Below are 14,962 nucleotides of genomic sequence, written 5' to 3'. Positions count from 1 at the left end.
CCCCGGAAGCGAAGATTAGTGCCGTTTTGCGTAGCTGGTGACTGTACTGCGGCGCGTCTCACCTCGGCCGGCGGATGGCCCGCACTTTACCGCTGCTTCCGCCGCCGCAGAAGAACTGATCGCCGCCATCGGACTCGAGTCCGGAGACGCCGACATCGGCCGGCATAGCGAGCACTTCCAGGACCTCTCCCGTTTCAGGGTCGATTTGCCTGACGTCGCTCTCGTCACCTTCCCAGGTGGCGTGCCAGAGTTCGCCGTCGACCCAGGTGACCCCCGTGACGAAGCGGCTGGACTCGATGGTGCGGAGAATCGCTCCTGTCTCCGGATCGATCTGATGGATCTTGCGGTCCCGGTATTGCCCCACCCAGAGCGTGCCCTCGGCCCAGGCAAGGCCAGAGTCGCCGCCGCCGGGCGCCGGGATCGTGGCGAGGACGCGGCCGGTCTTCGGGTCGATCTTCTGGATGCGGTCCTCGGCAATCTGAAACAGATGCTCGCCGTCGAAGGCGGTCCCTGCGTGCGCGGCAACATCAATGGAGCGCACCGTCTCTCCGCTCGCGGGGTCGAGGGCGTTCAGTTTGTCTCCGGAAGCAAACCAGACGTGCCGCCCGTCGAAGGAGACGCCGTGCACCTGCTCGGCACCCGGAAAAGGTCCATATTCACGGAGAATTTCGGCTGCGGATCTTTTCATGATTCCACCCTGTCGTTTCAGGTTTTCAACTCAGCTCAGGCACGGACCTTAATCACCCGGCAGCGCACCGGGGAGTAACAAGATTGTCGGGAATCCCGGCACGGGCGGGGTCATCCAGCGACGCGCCCGCCCGCGACCATAAGACTGCACCTTGCCTGCTGCGGCAAGCTGCTCGAGCGCCCGCTGTACCGTGCGCGGGCTGGCTCCGAGCGCAATCGCAAGTGCTGAGCTCGACCATGACTCGCCGTCGGCCAGAAAGGCGAGCACCGCCGGATGCTGCTCTTCGACGGGCGGCACCAGCACAGCGATCTCGCAAGCCCGGCGCGGCGCCAACGCAAAGCCTCGCTTCGTCGCCTTCACATCTGCAAGCGTCCGGATTTCCGCGCGCAGCCGCCCGATCTCGACCCGCAGCCGCGCGCGATGGGATTCATCGGCATGTTTTCCCCGGAATGCGCGTGCGATGAGCACGCCCCTCGGCACGTCTCCAGGCCAGGCTTCGCCCAGCGCACGGGCAAGCGCGAACAACACCGGGCGCGTCGCGAGCGGGACGGCCAGCCGCGCGTCCCGCACGATATTCCGGCACGCGTCCACAACAAGCGCACCGGACGCCGGGAGCGCTTCGATCTCCTCGAGCAGGAGGGGGCGTTGCTCACCACGCGCAATCAGACGCGCTGCGGGCGTTATCAGGAGGCGAGATGCTCGTTCTACCTCCGCCATGAGCGCAGGGATATCTGCCTCGCTCGCCGCGTGCCTGGCCCGCGTGAGAGCCTCGCGCGCAGATTTCGTCTGGAGACGCCGAATGGCGATCCCCGCAACCACCAACTCATGGGCGGCCCTCGACGCGGGCGGAAGCGGTGCTGCATCGAGCGTAGCCAGCATACGCTCGGCCTCGTCGAGGCGGCCGATCAGGAGCAGGCGCCGGACCTCTACGTTCCGTGCGTGCGCGGCATTGATGCGGTCGCCGTGGGCTTCGAGGGTCGCCCGCGCTGCGTCGAGCGCCTTCGCAGGCCAGGTGAGATCGCGCGAGACGAGTGCGATCTCGGCCTCGGCGACGACACACCTTGCGCGCGCCACCGCCTCCTTGCGGCCGAACGCACGCGCCGCACTCTTGAGGAGAGCCGTGGCACGGACGAGATCGCCGATCTGCGCCATCGCAATACCTCTGAGCGCAAGTGCTGGAGCGTCGTCGCGCAGGGCGACCCGCTTCAATGCGCCGAGGGGATCGCCTGCGGCGAGGGCGCGTGCCGCGGCAGTGATCAGCGAGTCCATCGGAATCCCGTCACACTTGTAACTCCCACCATTCGATATCCGGCCCTAGTCTATTCACGACCAGCAAGCAACACGCCGCACCGAAAATGAGACGGCGACAGTCAGCCATTGGAGAAGAAAAGATGACGGCACACGTAACCGGAACACGCGAAGAGTGGTTGTCGGCACGGCTCGACCTGCTCAAGGATGAGAAGGAGCTGACACGGCGCAGCGACGCATTGGCGTTGCGGCGTCGGGAATTGCCCTGGGTTCGGATCGACAAGGAATACCGGTTCGAGACCGATGAAGGAAGCACCAAGCTGGCGGATCTTTTCAGGGGCCGCTCGCAGCTTCTCGTCTATCACTTCATGTTCGGTCCCGACTATACGGCCGGCTGCCCGTCCTGCTCTTCGATCGCAGATGGATTCAACGGCATCGTCGTCCATCTGGAGAACCACGATGTCGCCTTCTCGGCGGTCTCGCGCGCACCGCTCGCAAAGCTGCAGGGGTTCAAGCGGCGGATGGGCTGGACCTTTCCCTGGGCGTCGTCGAACGGCGGCGAGTTCAACCGTGACTTCGGCGTCTGGTTTACTGAAGAGCAGCAGCGCGAGGGCAGCATAGAATACAATTTCCATCGCGAGCCGCCGGCACCGGAGCCGCTCGCAGGAAAAACCGTTCAGGAATGGCAGGTGCGTGGCAGCGAGGGACCGGTCGCGCAGATCGCAGCCATGACCGGAACCGACGTTGCCACATATACGCGCGACAGGCCGGGCCTCAGTGCCTTCGTGCTCGACGACGGCATCGTCTACCATACCTATTCCAGCTATGCGCGCGGTCTGGACGGCCTGTGGGGTATGTACCAATGGCTCGACCGTGCTCCTATGGGGCGCAACGAGCACGGCGTCTGGTGGCGCCACCACGACAAGTACGACAAGCAATTTCGCCGGGGGGATCACAACGATGATTGCTGCTCGGCGTGAAACTTTGGGCTCCTCCGGCGAAAGCGGCAACCTGGCGGCTCTCGGTTTCGCCGATTGGCTATCCCTTGCGGCGGCCCCGACCTTCGCGGTCATGGCGGTGTTGACGTCGGTCTCTGGCGGTACGGACATGATCTGCTCTGCCGCGTCTCATACGTCACCGCTGACCGGAATGGTCCCAATGTACGTGCTGATGAGCGCGTTTCATTTGGCACCCTGGCTGAAGCTGCTCTCCAGCCGGCGAAGCGGAACCTGTCGTCCCGATTCAGCTTTCGCTCCGCAAAGCACCAACGAACAGGAGAATAACGATGCAGGATCAAGTCGTTTCGCACGAGGAGTGGCTGAAGGCGCGCCTTGACCTGCTCACTGGCGGGAAGGAATTCACGCGCCAGCGTGATGCGCTGACGCGCGCCGCGTGGCGTTGCCCTGGGAGCGCGTGGAGAAGTCCTATCAGTTCGAGGGGCGATTTCAATTTCGACTATCATGTTTCGTTCACCCCGGAAGAGATCGCCAAGGGCGAGGCGTCCTATAACGACCAATCGGGCCGCGCGCCTACCAGTACCTCGACCTCGTGCCGAAAGGGCCCTGACGAGGACGGTTTAAAAACGACCCGATGCAGTGGCTAAGCCGGCACGATCAGTATTGATCCGACGCAAAAGATGCGGCGCCCGGTGGCATAACCAGCAATCATCTGGCCATCGCAAGCGGTGGCCGGTGCCCTTGTTGCGGGTGAGCGTTTGCCTACATGCTGTCTCACGCCAAGCGGGGCATCCCCCGTCCATTCTGCGCCTCAAACGGGGCAGCAACAACAGGAGAGACCAATGCAAGAGGCCCTTGTCGTTCGTCGCGAAACCCATATCCCGGCGCCGCCCTCGGCGGTGTTTGCCCTGTTGACAGATCCAGAGAAAATCCTGCGCTGGATGGGTACCGAGGCGGAGATCGAGCCGCAGCCTGGGGGGATCTATCTGGTCAACGTCACCGGCGCTCGCTTCGCCCGCGGCTCCTTTCGCGAAGTGGTGCCGGTGCACCGTCTGGCCTACAGCTTCGGCTGGGACGGCAGCGAGATCGTGCCGCCGGGGTCGAGCCTGGTCGAGATCGACCTGATCGAGCAGCCGGACGGGACGCTGCTGCGCCTGACCCACACTGGCCTGCCCAATGCCGAACAATGCGCCGGCCATGCGGAAGGCTGGGCTCACTACCTCGGCCGGCTGGTCGAGGTGGCAGCCGGACGCGACCCCGGCCCGGATCCGATGCATGGCAGATACGACTGAACTCCGCTCCCGAAACGCCCGCCTTGAGGCAATTACCCGGCAACGGCCAGCCGCCCGGAACATGGGCCTTAACGTGAAGCGGCCGTTGCGGCACCGCTAGATAGCTTCGTCCGGGGTCAACTCTCCTCGATGACGTCCTGTCGCGGGATGTCCTCCGACATCGGACAGGCGGACATGGCGTCGCCACGGCGTGGATGACAGCCTCCGGCCCCCGTGGCATGATCGCGGCATGGATCTTCCCGCCCCCCTCGCCTGGCTGGTCGACGAGGCTGGCGCCTCATCCGGCCCCGAATTGTTCCTGGCCGAACTCGGCGGCCGGTTGCTGGCCGACGGCCTGCCGCTGGCCGGCGCAGCCCTGACGCTTGCCGTGCCGCATCCGATCATCGCCCGCCGCACCTGGTTATGGCGGGCCGAAACCGGGGTAGTGATCGAGGCGCTCGGCTTTGCCGGCGGTCCGCACGATCAGGCCGGACACGGCTGGCTTGCCGCACTTGGCCCCGTGCTGGAGGAGACGGTCGGCCCGGCTCCGGAAAGCCCGATGCTGGGCTTTGCCGGGTGCCGAGCATTCGATCCCGTCGAGGCTTACCGGCTGCGACAGGCCTCGCGCTTTGCCGCCGCACCCCTGGCCGCGCTGGCCGCGCGGGCGGCACTGGCAACGCTGCTCGAGGCCTATCTCGGCCGGCGCAGCGCCGCGCAGGTGCAGGCCGGCGCGCTCTGCCGGGGTGCCGGCGAGACCATCCGCGCTGCACTGCTCTGCGCCGATCTGCGCGATTTCACAGCGCTGTCCGAAGCGACAGAGCCCTCCGTCATGATCGCCGCCCTTGACGCCTGGTTCGACCGCGTCACGGGAGCGGTGCATGCTTTCGGGGGCGAAGTGCTGAAGTTCATGGGTGACGGCGTGCTGGCGATCTTCCCGGCCGCCGGCGCGCCGGGCGAGGCTTGCGACGCGGCGCTGCGCGCGGTCGCCGCCGCCCGCGCCGGAATGGCTCATCTCGATGCGACGCGGCAGGCGCAGGGCCTGCCATCGCTGCCCTTCGGCATAGCACTGCATTTCGGAGAGATGCTATGGGGCAATATCGGCGCGGCCGACCGGCTGGACTTTACCGCCATCGGCCCCGCGGTCAATCTGGTCAGCCGGCTCGAAGGGCTCTGCAAGCCCCTCGGTCACAGCGTGCTCATCTCGGGCGCTGTCGCCAAGGAGACGGTAACGGACCTGATCCCCTTGGGCGAACACCCATTGCGCGGCATCGCTGATCCCTGCGCTGTCTTCACCCTGCCGGAGGATTGAGCTCTGCTGTCCCACCAATTCATGAGAGGTCGATACGTCCGCAGGCAATCGGCTTTGGCAGCGGCCGGCATATTTCCACCTGCGCCGTTCATTACCAGAGGCTGCGCTTGGCTACGACTCCGGCCTCCGCTCCGGCTCCGCTCTAAGTCCACTTACCAGTGTCGGTGTCGGCCAATGAAGGTCCGGATTGAGGTCAACAGATTTCCCAACAAGCCATTTCTCCTCGCAATTCCCTTTCCAAGAACTGCGGTGAAATCCGCTCAATCCTCGATCACGGCCCAATTGTCGTTCGGCTTGAGCCGCTCGATGCCAGAAGCCAGCTTTTCCGTGCCTCCTCCGAGATCCGCCTGATAGTCGATGCCGTTGCGGTTGACCACGAAGGTGTGGATACCGGTTTCGCCGTTTGTCACCGGCCAGGCGACGAGGCCGAAACCGGCGATCACGTTTCCATACGAAGCCTGCCTGCGCGCTGACACAGGCGCAAAAAAGGCCTTCACCGCAAGGCGGATGAAGGTTACAGCAGTCCATCGCTGACGATCATGCACTGGACTTGAGCCTATGACCGATACTGTTACCGATCGCTTCCTTCGATATGTCGTCATTGATACGCAATCGGATCCTACGTCGTCGACGCAGCCTTCCACCGATAAGCAGAAGAACCTCGGCCGTATGCTGGTCGAGGAACTGCTGGCAATCGGTCTTTCGGATGCGCATCTCGACGAACACGGCTATGTCTATGCGACCATTCCGTCCAATGTGGACAAGCCAGTGCCGGTCATCTGCTTCTGTTCGCATATGGATACGGCACCTGACTTCACCGGAACGAATGTCAAGCCGCAAATCGTGCCGAACTACAGCGGCGGCGACATTAGGCTTTCAGGCGATCCGCAGCAGATCATTCGCGTTGACGACAATCCGGCGCTCACCGACCAGATCGGCAACGACATCATCACCACCGACGGTACGACGCTGCTCGGGGCCGACGACAAGGCCGGCATTGCCGAGATCATGACGGCAGCCCAGATCCTGGTCGACAATCCGGATATCAAGCACGGGACGATCAAGATCCTCTTCACGCCGGACGAGGAAATCGGCCGTGGCGTCGACAAGGTCGACCTTGAAAAGCTCGGTGCCCGGTTTGCCTACACCATGGACGGCGAAACGGCAGGGCATATCGAAGACGAGACCTTCTCCGCCGATGGCGTCGAGATCACTATTCAAGGTGTGGCCATCCATCCCGGCTTCGCAAAGGGAAAGATGGAAAACGCCATCAAGATCGCCGGCGCGATCATCAGCCGGCTGCCGAAGAACATGGCACCGGAGACGACCGAAGGCAAAGAGGGATTCGTCCACCCGACGGGCGTCACAGGCTCGATGGAAAGAGCAGCCCTCAACCTTATCGTTCGTGACTTCAATGACGGTGGCCTCGCGGCCAAGGAAGCCATGCTGGAGAGGATCATAAAGGAGGTCATGGCGGACTATCCCGGCTCCTCTTACGGCTTCAAAGTCAAGCCGCAGTACCGCAACATGAAGGCCATCCTCGACCGCCATCCGGAAATCATCGAGAACGCCGTCGAGGCAATCCGGCGCGCCGGTATGGAGCCGGTGCGCGGCAGCATCCGGGGCGGGACCGATGGTTCGCGGCTTTCGTTCATGAGCCTGCCCTGTCCCAATATCTTCGCAGGCGGCCACGCCTTCCACTCGCCGCTCGAATGGGTCAGCCGACAAGATATGGAGAAAGCGGTCAAGACGATCGTCGAACTGGCGAAAATCTGGGAAGAGCGCGCTTAAGCGCGCGCTCGACTCAACTGCGAAGGCCAGGCGCCTCATGACCGGTGCGCGCCACGTATTCCGTGTAGCCGCCGCCATACTGGTGAATGCCGTCAGGGGTGAGTTCCAGCACCCGATTGGACAAAGCGCCCAGGAAGTGCCTGTCGTGCGAAACGAACAGCATCGTGCCTTCGTACTCGGACAACGCCTTGATGAGCATTTCCTTGGTGTCCAGATCCAGGTGGTTTGTCGGCTCGTCCAGCACGAGGAGGTTCGGCGGATCGAAGAGCATCATTGCCATGACGAGCCGCGCCTTCTCGCCGCCCGAGAGCACCCGGCATTTCTTCTCGACGTCGTCGCCGGAAAATCCGAAGCAGCCCGCCAGCGCGCGCAATGAGCCCTGCCCCGCTTGCGGGAACTTGTCTTCCAGCGACTGAAGTACGGTGCGGTCGCCGTCCAAGAGATCCATGGCGTGCTGCGCGAAATATCCCATCTTGACGCTGGCACCGAGAGCGACGTTGCCTTCATCCGGCTCCGCCGAACCCGCAACAAGCTTCAGAAGCGTAGACTTTCCGGCGCCATTGATGCCCATGATGCACCAGCGCTCGCGCCGCCGCACCATGAAATCCAGCCCCTCGTAGATGGTTCGGCTGCCGTATTTCTTGTGCACGTTCTTCAGGCTGATGACATCTTCGCCCGAGCGCGGTGCCGGCAGAAACTCGAATGAGACGACCTGGCGGCGCTTGGGCGGTTCCACCCGGTCGATCTTCTCCAGCTTCTTCACGCGGCTCTGTACCTGCGAAGCATGCGAGGCGCGGGCCTTGAAGCGCTCGATAAACTTGATTTCCTTGGCGAGCATCGCCTGCTGGCGCTCGAACTGGGCCTGCTGCTGCTTCTCGTTCTGGGCGCGCTGCTGCTCGTAAAAGGCATAGTCGCCGGAGTAGCTGTTCAAGTTGCCGCCATCGATCTCGATAATCCTGGTGACGATGCGATTCATGAACTCGCGGTCGTGCGAGGTCATCAGCAGCGCGCCGTCATAACCTTTCAGGAACTCCTCCAGCCAGATAAGGCTTTCCAGATCCAGATGGTTGCTCGGCTCATCAAGCAGCATAACGTCAGGACGCATCAGGAGAATTCGGGCAAGGGCTACACGCATCTTCCAGCCGCCGGACAGTGCGCCCACGTCGCCGTCCATCATTTCCTGGCTGAAGCTGAGACCAGCCAGAACTTCGCGCGCGCGTCCTTCCAGGGCATAGCCGTCCAGCTCCTCATAGCGCGCCTGGACCTCGCCGTAGCGATCGATGATCCTGTCCATGTCGTCGGCCTGCTCGGGATCCGACATGGCAGCCTCGAGCTCCCGCAGTTCGGCAGCAACGATGCTCACGGGGCCGGCGCCGTCCATCACCTCGGATACGGCGCTGCGGCCCTCCATCTCGCCGACATCCTGATTGAAATAGCCGATGGTGACGCCCTTATCGATGGATACCTGCCCCTCGTCGGGATGCTCCGCCTGTGTGATCATCCGGAAAAGGGTCGTCTTGCCGGCACCGTTCGGACCGACGAGGCCTACCTTGTCGCCTCTGTTGAGCGCTGCGGTCGCCTCGATGAAGAGGATGCGGTGGCTGTTCTGCTTGCTGATGTTTTCGATACGAATCATATGCGATAAGGACCCAGAAAAGTTTTTCGGGGGCCTTATGCCACGGGGCGGCGAGGCTGTCGCAGGTTTTTCCGCTTTAAGATCTATTTCGGGGTCGCGGCTGATGCCAGACGACACCGCGTCCTATCGACGCAAAAAACCCGGCGCCACAACGCCGGGTTTCAAACATCTCATTTCGTCGCACTATTCGCGGCGCATCAGGCGCATGACGAGCGATACGACGAACAGCACCAGGAATATGAAGAAAAGAACCTGTGCTATGGAAGCCGAAGCCCCTGCGATCCCGCCAAATCCGAGGACGCCGGCGATCAGGGCTACGACGAGAAATACCAAAGCGTAGTACAGCATGGTGAACTCCTCTTTCGATTCTGATCTATCAACGGCTACCCTTGGCAATTGGTTCCAGAATGCCTGGTTTCAGGGCATCAGCCGAACTGGAAGATGCCCTGATGCGTGCGGTCGCCTTCGTCGGGGGCGGGTGGCTCTGCTGCTTCGAGATAGAACTTCACGGGCGCTGTCAGCACGAACCAGATGCATGCGCCAGCCATGAACGCCGATCCGATGGGATCATCAATGCGCGTCACGAATGGCAGCCCGGCCGAGGCGAAGAGAACGGTCATCCGCAGAGACCATTCCGCCTCACGCTTGTTGATCGCTCGGGCTCGGAGCGATTTGTAACGCCGGGCGTCATAGCCGCCCCTTCCCACCCTTGCGGAGGAAGCCAGCTTCCAGATGGACGGCAGAGCCAGCATGAACAATGCCGCAAGGCTGAGGACAAGAGGCTGTCCAGAGAGATTGTACCGGCTTGCGATTGCCAGGAACGAAAGCGCCGCCAGGTTCCACACTGGCTCCAAACGCTCCGGATGCTGCGCCGTGTAGACATGCCAAACCCGCAGCGTACGCGCCGCGCCGGAAAGCAGCGGCTCGTCGATATAACGATTGATCCAATCCATGCTGAAACGCCGGTCCCTGTCGTATCGAGATGATCGGCAACACCATGCAATCTGGTCATCATGATGGCGGACGGCAATCATGCCGTCAATTTTGACCTGAGGCTATCGACGATCTCCTGCATCCGGTCTGCCGGGGCATGGCCGATCAACATGAAGGCATGGCTCCGGCTGGACCAGTAAATGACGTTCATGCCCTCGCGGCCTTCGATGTCCGGCGCCTTTTCACCCTTGTCCGAGCGGATGATGCAGAGCGCCATCGGGCCGGTCTCGGGATCAAGGTAGGCGATCTGGGCGAGCGGTCTTTCGTCATATTCCAGGAGCAGCACGCGCTTAAAGTCTATCCCCGGCAACGCAACCATCCTTGGGGAAAGTGCAAGCCCGAGCTTTCGGTCGATCTGGGCAAGCTGAACGCTCTGGACATCGGCAGGCGGAACGGGACCTGCCAGCGTGTCCGACGTGTAGAGCGAGATGTATTCGGCGACGACAGCGCGCCATTCTGCGCCCTCGTCCTTCGAAAGGCTGCGGCTGATGCCGAGATAGGCGCGGTCTGCAATGACCCCCACGACCACCGAAGCGGCAAGCGCGCCGAGAAAGGCGCGGCGGCTCCCAAAGCTTGATCCCCTCCTTTCCCGCGGTGTGGGGATTGCGGCAAGCATCGATTCGAGGCTCGCCCGCGGCGCGGCGGCGAGAAGCGGGAGGAAGGCCTCCTTGAACGGCAGGTTGCTGTGGGACAGGAATTCCAGCCTGGCAGCTACGCGTTCGTCGGCATTGGCAAGCGCTTCGATGCGCGCAGCATCCTGCGACGGCAGTTCGCCGTCGATGAAGGCCGTCAGTTCTTCGTCAGAGGCTATGTTGATATCGTTGTTCATTGCCGTCCCTCGTCCGAAATGGCTCCGCAAAGCGTCGCGCGTGCTGCCGCCAGCCGGCTCATCACGGTTCCGATCGGTATGGCCAATACATCCGCCACCTCGCGATAGGAGAGCCCTTCCACGTAGGCGAGGAAGACGGCACTACGCTGTGCTTCCGGCAGCGCGTCCACCTGCAGCAGCACCTGATTTGCCATCACATGCGTTTCGGTGTCGCGGGCTCCGTCGAAGACCAGTGCTTCCTCGGGATCCGCCAAGCCCTTGCCCTGGCGGACCTTGCGGGAACGGACCTCGTTCAGCCAGATCGAATGCAGGATCGAAAACAGCCAGCGATCGAGCCGCGTCCCCTGTTCGAATTGACCGCCGCGTTCCAGCGCCCGGACACAGGTCTGCTGGACGAGATCATCGGCCACATCGCGCTGCCGCGAGAGCACGAGACCATAACGCCAGAGCCTGGCAAGGTTCTCTGTCAGGCCTTTCCTGATGTCCGCTTCGCTCGCGATGGCCGCCTCCGCCCCAGTTCGTCCTCCGGGGATCGCCAGCCGAAGCGGCAATCCCGTTTCCAGGCGACTATAGGCAGGAAATGTGGCGCGCGCGACCGGCATTCGACTATCCCTCCTTGCCGCCACGCGCCGCCTCTTTTCAGATCTTCGATGGATCGAGGATTACGGCGTTGAGGTCCTGGTATTCCTCGCAACCCGTGCCGCAGATCGCCTTGATCATGTTCAACTGCTCCTTGGCGAGATCGATGCGGCCTTTGACGACGTAGGCTTCGCCGAGATATTCACGAACCTTCGCATATTGGGGATCGAGCTTGACCGACTGAAGGTAATAGGAGATGCCTTCGTCCGTGCGACCGAGCTTACGGGTGGCATAGCCGCGATAATTCAGCACCTCCGCATTGTTCTGGTCCTTGACGGTATCCAGTATCGCCAGCGCTTCTTCGTAGCGGCCGGCCTTTGCCAGCGAATAGGCATAGTCGGTGCGGTTCTCATCCGTCACGTTGGCGCTCTGCTGCTTCACGCATTGCTTCGACCTCTTGTCATAGATCTGACCCTTTTTGCAGGTGGGCGTGTTCGAGCCGCCGCCACCACCGCCGCCGACTGCGAAGACGGGAGTGGAAAGCATAGAGGCGGCGATGCAGCCGCCGAGGACGAGAGAAGCGATACGGACAATCGTGGTCGTCATGGGATATCTCCGGGATAATGACGTTGCCGCCAAAGAACACGCCTGCCCGGAATTTTATTCGGACGGCGCAACGCATTTTTCCATCACCTTTTCGTGACGAAACCTTTACGAATAAATCGCCGTCAGAGGTGTTCTCCGCTTTACCACCGGGGGGCAAAAGGAGAATGCCGTGAACGATACGGTCAAATTTCTGAGCCTCGCCATTGCCGTGCCCGAACACATCATTACGCAGGCAGAAGCAGCCGAGGCATCGGCTCGCCTCTTTGCCGGCCGCTTCCAGGACTTTCGGCATCTTGCGAGCGTCTTTAACAATGCGGGCATTACTAAGCGACATGCGGCGCGACCGCTCTCATGGTTCGACGAACCGCATGGCTGGCAGGACCGGATGGACGCCTATGCCGAGGTCGCAAGCAGCCTCTTCATCGAAGCGGCGACCAAGGCACTGCGGCAGGCGGATCTGCAGGCAAACGACATCGATTGCGTCGTCACCGTCTCCTCCACCGGGTTTACGACGCCGAGCCTCGATGCGCAGCTTGCCGGAAAAATGGGGTTCCGGGCGGATATAGAGCGCGTCCCCGTATTCGGACTTGGCTGTGCTGCCGGCGTCTCGGGCTTCGGCATCGCGTCGCGTCTGGCGAAAGGCAAACCGGGCAAGACCGTGCTCTTCGTGACGATCGAACTCTGCACCCTTGCCTTCCGGCTGGACGAGCTGACGCGGCCCAATATCATTGCAACCGCACTCTTCGGCGATGGTGCTGCAGCTTGCGTGCTTCGCAATGGTGGACACGGCATCGCCGAAGTGGAATCGAGCGGCGAACATCTATTTGCCGACACGCTCGACATTATGGGCTGGAAGATCGACGACGCAGGCTTCGGCATCGTGCTTGCGCAGTCGCTGCCACCCTTCGCGGAGACGGAGCTTGGACCCGCCGTCGACGCGATCCTTGCGCGCAATGGCCTGTCGCGTCAGGATATCGACCGTTTCATATGCCACCCGGGCGGGACCAAGGTGCTGGCGGCAATGGAAAGTGCGCTTTCGCTCGCGCCCGGTTCGCTCGATCACGAGCGTGCGGTGATTTCCGACTATGGCAACATGTCCTCGCCAACCATCCTGTTCGTGCTGGAACGCGCAATCCGCGCCGGTCTGCCCGAGCGCGCTGCGATGATCGCCATGGGACCGGGATTTTCCGCAAGCTGCGTTACGCTGCGGAGGACGGCATGATGCTTGCGTCCATCGCGCTTCTGACCTTCGTCACGATCCAGCGGCTCGGCGAACTTGTTCTCTCCAGGCGCAACACCGCCGCGCTTCTTGCAAAAGGCGCACGCGAGACCGGGGCGGAACATTACCCCTACATGGTCGCCCTGCATGCCGCCTGGATCGGCGGGTTGTGGCTGCTCGCCTTGGACAGGCCTGTGAACCTTGTTTGGTTCGGCACCTTCATGCTGCTGCAAATCCTCCGCCTCTGGGTGCTCGCCACCCTCAAGGAGCGGTGGACGACGCGGATCATCGTTCTGCCGGAGGCGCCGCTCGTCCGTAGCGGGCCCTATCGATTCATCCGGCATCCGAATTATGCGATCGTTGCGGGGGAAATCGCGGTCCTGCCGCTTGCCTTCGGGATGCCGCTCTACGCGGGCGCCTTCACCATCCTGAATGCGCTCATGCTCGCCATCCGCATCCGTGCCGAAAACGCCGCACTCAAAACGGCAATGATTCTGAAATAAAATGCGATTTTTCAATTGCGCCATTGCAATCCTAAGGGCATTTTCGACCCTTGGAATTCAGTTGGCTGCAAGGAAAAATGACCAAGAACGCAATCGTGCTCGGTGCCGGCATCGTCGGTGTTTCGACGGCAATTCATCTGCAACGGCGCGGACGGCAGGTGACGCTGATCGACCGCAAGAATCCCGGCAGCGAGACCTCCTACGGCAATGCGGGACTGATCCAGCGTGAAGGTGTCGTGCCTTACGGCTTTCCACAACAGATCGGACTGCTGCTGCGCTACGCGTTGAACAACCGCATCGACGCGCACTATCACCTGAAGGCACTCCCGAGCCAGCTCGCCTTCCTCGCCCGATACTGGTGGAACTCCAATGCACGGCGCCATGAGATGATCACCCGTGCCTATGCGCCGCTGATCGAGAACTCGATCCTGGAGCACAAGGACCTGATCGAGGCGTCGCATGCAGAACAGCTGATCCGCAAGGATGGCTGGATGAAGATCTTTCGGACCGAGGGAAAGCGCGACGAAGAGCTTGCTGAGGCCGAAAGCTGGCAGAAGGAATTCGGCGTCAGCTACGAAACGCTGTCTTCCGCCGACATTGCCCGCATGGAGCCGAGCCTCATGCAGACCTTCGCCGGCGGCATCCGCTGGCGCGATCCCTGGTCGGTCCTTGATCCGCAAGCGCTGACTGCCGCCTACCGCAGCTATTTCGAAAGCCTTGGCGGCCGCTTTGTTGTCGGCGATGCCGTTTCGCTCGGCCAGTCGGGTTCCGGCTGGAAAATCATGACGTCCGAAGGCTCGATCGAGGCAGACGACGCGGTGATGGCGCTTGGTCCTTGGGCTGCGGTTGCAACGAAGCGGCTCGGCTATTCCTTTCCGCTTGGCGTCAAGCGCGGCTACCACATGCACTATGCGGCCGAAGGCAATGCCGTCCTCAACAACTGGACGCTCGATGCCGAACGCGGCTATTTCCTCGCGCCAATGAACCGCGGCATTCGGCTGACCACCGGTGCGGAATTCGCAGCATTCGACGCGCCGAAGACACCGGTTCAGCTCGACCGCGCAGAAAAAGTCGCCCGTACCGTCTTCCCGCTCGGACGCAGGCTCGATCCCGAGCCGTGGATGGGCGCGCGCCCCTGCACGCCCGACATGATGCCGATCATCGGCAAGGCGCCGCGGCACAATGGCCTGTGGTTCGCCTTCGGGCATGCGCACCACGGCCTGACGCTTGGACCGGTGACCGGCCGCGTGCTGGCGGAACTGATCACCGGCGGGACGCCGTTCATCAATATTTCCGCCTATTCGCCGCAGCGCTTCAATCCCTAGCGGCACGAC

16 protein-coding genes and 1 pseudogene are annotated in these 14,962 nt (G+C 62.3%); 8 read left to right on the top strand and 9 right to left on the bottom strand.

Going from position 1 to position 14,962, the window contains the following annotated elements:
- Window positions 1-58: 58 nt before the first annotated feature.
- Together RGR602_RS04025 and RGR602_RS04020 are read right to left on the bottom strand one after the other, a co-directional pair.
- Window positions 59-688: a Vgb family protein gene (locus tag RGR602_RS04025; RefSeq protein WP_039844043.1), complete on the bottom strand. Its 630-nt coding sequence runs from the start codon at window positions 686-688 to the stop codon at window positions 59-61.
- A gap of 48 nt (window positions 689-736) precedes the next feature.
- Window positions 737-1,957, bottom strand: a complete 1,221-nt coding sequence (locus tag RGR602_RS04020; protein ID WP_039844042.1) for a hypothetical protein — start codon at window positions 1,955-1,957, stop codon at window positions 737-739.
- A 122-nt stretch (window positions 1,958-2,079) separates the two neighbouring features.
- Between RGR602_RS04020 and RGR602_RS04015 the strand changes: the two genes are divergently transcribed.
- The 4 genes from RGR602_RS04015 to RGR602_RS04000 all read left to right on the top strand — a co-directional run bounded on the left by RGR602_RS04015 (window position 2,080) and on the right by RGR602_RS04000 (window position 5,472).
- Window positions 2,080-2,916 carry a DUF899 domain-containing protein gene (locus RGR602_RS04015; RefSeq protein WP_052451484.1) on the top strand — a complete coding sequence of 279 codons (837 nt, stop codon included), beginning with the start codon at window positions 2,080-2,082 and terminating at the stop codon, window positions 2,914-2,916.
- 305 nt (window positions 2,917-3,221) lie between these two features.
- Window positions 3,222-3,539: a DUF899 family protein gene (locus RGR602_RS36870; protein WP_039844041.1), complete on the top strand. Its 318-nt coding sequence runs from the start codon at window positions 3,222-3,224 to the stop codon at window positions 3,537-3,539.
- A gap of 195 nt (window positions 3,540-3,734) precedes the next feature.
- Window positions 3,735-4,184 (top strand): SRPBCC family protein, encoded by a 450-nt coding sequence (locus RGR602_RS04005; RefSeq protein ID WP_022717253.1) that lies wholly within the window; start codon window positions 3,735-3,737, stop codon window positions 4,182-4,184.
- Between the two features lie 229 nt (window positions 4,185-4,413).
- The gene (locus RGR602_RS04000; RefSeq protein WP_039844040.1) at window positions 4,414-5,472 is read left to right on the top strand and encodes an adenylate/guanylate cyclase domain-containing protein; all 1,059 of its coding nucleotides are present in this window, start codon (window positions 4,414-4,416) and stop codon (window positions 5,470-5,472) included.
- Window positions 5,473-5,732: 260 nt separating this feature from the next.
- Here RGR602_RS04000 and RGR602_RS39610 read toward each other — a convergent pair.
- Window positions 5,733-5,921, bottom strand: a pseudogene (locus tag RGR602_RS39610) (DUF2950 family protein); the annotation flags it as partial.
- 109 nt (window positions 5,922-6,030) lie between these two features.
- Here RGR602_RS39610 and pepT point away from each other — a divergent pair.
- Window positions 6,031-7,263 (top strand): peptidase T, encoded by a 1,233-nt coding sequence (pepT, locus tag RGR602_RS03990; RefSeq protein WP_039844038.1) that lies wholly within the window; start codon window positions 6,031-6,033, stop codon window positions 7,261-7,263.
- A gap of 13 nt (window positions 7,264-7,276) precedes the next feature.
- Here the strand turns inward: pepT and RGR602_RS03985 are convergent, their stop codons facing one another.
- The 6 genes from RGR602_RS03985 to RGR602_RS03960 all read right to left on the bottom strand — a co-directional run bounded on the left by RGR602_RS03985 (window position 7,277) and on the right by RGR602_RS03960 (window position 11,906).
- Window positions 7,277-8,899, bottom strand: a complete 1,623-nt coding sequence (locus RGR602_RS03985; RefSeq protein WP_039844037.1) for an ABC-F family ATP-binding cassette domain-containing protein — start codon at window positions 8,897-8,899, stop codon at window positions 7,277-7,279.
- Window positions 8,900-9,082: 183 nt separating this feature from the next.
- Window positions 9,083-9,247, bottom strand: coding sequence for a DUF1328 domain-containing protein (locus RGR602_RS35300; RefSeq protein ID WP_022717247.1), 165 nt, complete (start codon window positions 9,245-9,247; stop codon window positions 9,083-9,085).
- A gap of 77 nt (window positions 9,248-9,324) precedes the next feature.
- Window positions 9,325-9,852, bottom strand: a complete 528-nt coding sequence (locus RGR602_RS03975; RefSeq protein WP_039844036.1) for a hypothetical protein — start codon at window positions 9,850-9,852, stop codon at window positions 9,325-9,327.
- A gap of 77 nt (window positions 9,853-9,929) precedes the next feature.
- Window positions 9,930-10,721 (bottom strand): anti-sigma factor family protein, encoded by a 792-nt coding sequence (locus RGR602_RS03970; RefSeq protein WP_039844035.1) that lies wholly within the window; start codon window positions 10,719-10,721, stop codon window positions 9,930-9,932.
- Window positions 10,718-11,323 carry an RNA polymerase sigma factor gene (locus tag RGR602_RS03965; RefSeq protein ID WP_039844034.1) on the bottom strand — a complete coding sequence of 202 codons (606 nt, stop codon included), beginning with the start codon at window positions 11,321-11,323 and terminating at the stop codon, window positions 10,718-10,720. The genes RGR602_RS03970 and RGR602_RS03965 overlap by 4 nt, the downstream gene beginning before the upstream one ends.
- A gap of 37 nt (window positions 11,324-11,360) precedes the next feature.
- Window positions 11,361-11,906, bottom strand: a complete 546-nt coding sequence (locus RGR602_RS03960) for a tetratricopeptide repeat protein (RefSeq protein WP_039844033.1) — start codon at window positions 11,904-11,906, stop codon at window positions 11,361-11,363.
- Window positions 11,907-12,075: 169 nt separating this feature from the next.
- On the opposite strand from RGR602_RS03960, the gene RGR602_RS03955 reads away from it, so the two are divergent.
- The 3 genes from RGR602_RS03955 (at window position 12,076) to RGR602_RS03945 (ending at window position 14,953) form a co-directional block, all read left to right on the top strand.
- Window positions 12,076-13,128: a type III polyketide synthase gene (locus RGR602_RS03955; RefSeq protein ID WP_039844032.1), complete on the top strand. Its 1,053-nt coding sequence runs from the start codon at window positions 12,076-12,078 to the stop codon at window positions 13,126-13,128.
- Window positions 13,125-13,628: an isoprenylcysteine carboxyl methyltransferase family protein gene (locus RGR602_RS03950; protein ID WP_039844031.1), complete on the top strand. Its 504-nt coding sequence runs from the start codon at window positions 13,125-13,127 to the stop codon at window positions 13,626-13,628. Before RGR602_RS03955 ends, RGR602_RS03950 begins: the two co-directional genes overlap by 4 nt.
- A 77-nt stretch (window positions 13,629-13,705) precedes the next feature.
- Complete coding sequence (locus RGR602_RS03945; RefSeq protein WP_039844030.1) at window positions 13,706-14,953, top strand: NAD(P)/FAD-dependent oxidoreductase; 1,248 nt, start codon at window positions 13,706-13,708, stop codon at window positions 14,951-14,953.
- Window positions 14,954-14,962 lie beyond the last annotated feature (9 nt).

This window comes from Rhizobium gallicum bv. gallicum R602sp (assembly GCF_000816845.1).
Lineage (GTDB): Bacteria > Pseudomonadota > Alphaproteobacteria > Rhizobiales > Rhizobiaceae > Rhizobium > Rhizobium gallicum.
The sequence above is the reverse complement of the archived record's forward strand: the minus strand, read 5'-3'. Positions and strand labels throughout refer to the sequence as shown.

Coding starts and splice junctions, on each gene's coding strand:
- RGR602_RS04005 (WP_022717253.1), top strand. CDS start 3,735: ATGCAAGAGGCCCTTGTCGTTCGTCGCGAAACCCATATCCCGGCGCCG.
- RGR602_RS04015 (WP_052451484.1), top strand. CDS start 2,080: ATGACGGCACACGTAACCGGAACACGCGAAGAGTGGTTGTCGGCACGG.
- RGR602_RS04025 (WP_039844043.1), bottom strand. CDS start 688: ATGAAAAGATCCGCAGCCGAAATTCTCCGTGAATATGGACCTTTTCCG.
- RGR602_RS35300 (WP_022717247.1), bottom strand. CDS start 9,247: ATGCTGTACTACGCTTTGGTATTTCTCGTCGTAGCCCTGATCGCCGGC.
- RGR602_RS04000 (WP_039844040.1), top strand. CDS start 4,414: ATGGATCTTCCCGCCCCCCTCGCCTGGCTGGTCGACGAGGCTGGCGCC.
- RGR602_RS03950 (WP_039844031.1), top strand. CDS start 13,125: ATGATGCTTGCGTCCATCGCGCTTCTGACCTTCGTCACGATCCAGCGG.
- RGR602_RS03960 (WP_039844033.1), bottom strand. CDS start 11,906: ATGACGACCACGATTGTCCGTATCGCTTCTCTCGTCCTCGGCGGCTGC.
- RGR602_RS03970 (WP_039844035.1), bottom strand. CDS start 10,721: ATGAACAACGATATCAACATAGCCTCTGACGAAGAACTGACGGCCTTC.
- RGR602_RS03975 (WP_039844036.1), bottom strand. CDS start 9,852: ATGGATTGGATCAATCGTTATATCGACGAGCCGCTGCTTTCCGGCGCG.
- RGR602_RS04020 (WP_039844042.1), bottom strand. CDS start 1,957: ATGGACTCGCTGATCACTGCCGCGGCACGCGCCCTCGCCGCAGGCGAT.
- RGR602_RS03985 (WP_039844037.1), bottom strand. CDS start 8,899: ATGATTCGTATCGAAAACATCAGCAAGCAGAACAGCCACCGCATCCTC.
- RGR602_RS36870 (WP_039844041.1), top strand. CDS start 3,222: ATGCAGGATCAAGTCGTTTCGCACGAGGAGTGGCTGAAGGCGCGCCTT.
- RGR602_RS03965 (WP_039844034.1), bottom strand. CDS start 11,323: ATGCCGGTCGCGCGCGCCACATTTCCTGCCTATAGTCGCCTGGAAACG.
- RGR602_RS03945 (WP_039844030.1), top strand. CDS start 13,706: ATGACCAAGAACGCAATCGTGCTCGGTGCCGGCATCGTCGGTGTTTCG.
- pepT (WP_039844038.1), top strand. CDS start 6,031: ATGACCGATACTGTTACCGATCGCTTCCTTCGATATGTCGTCATTGAT.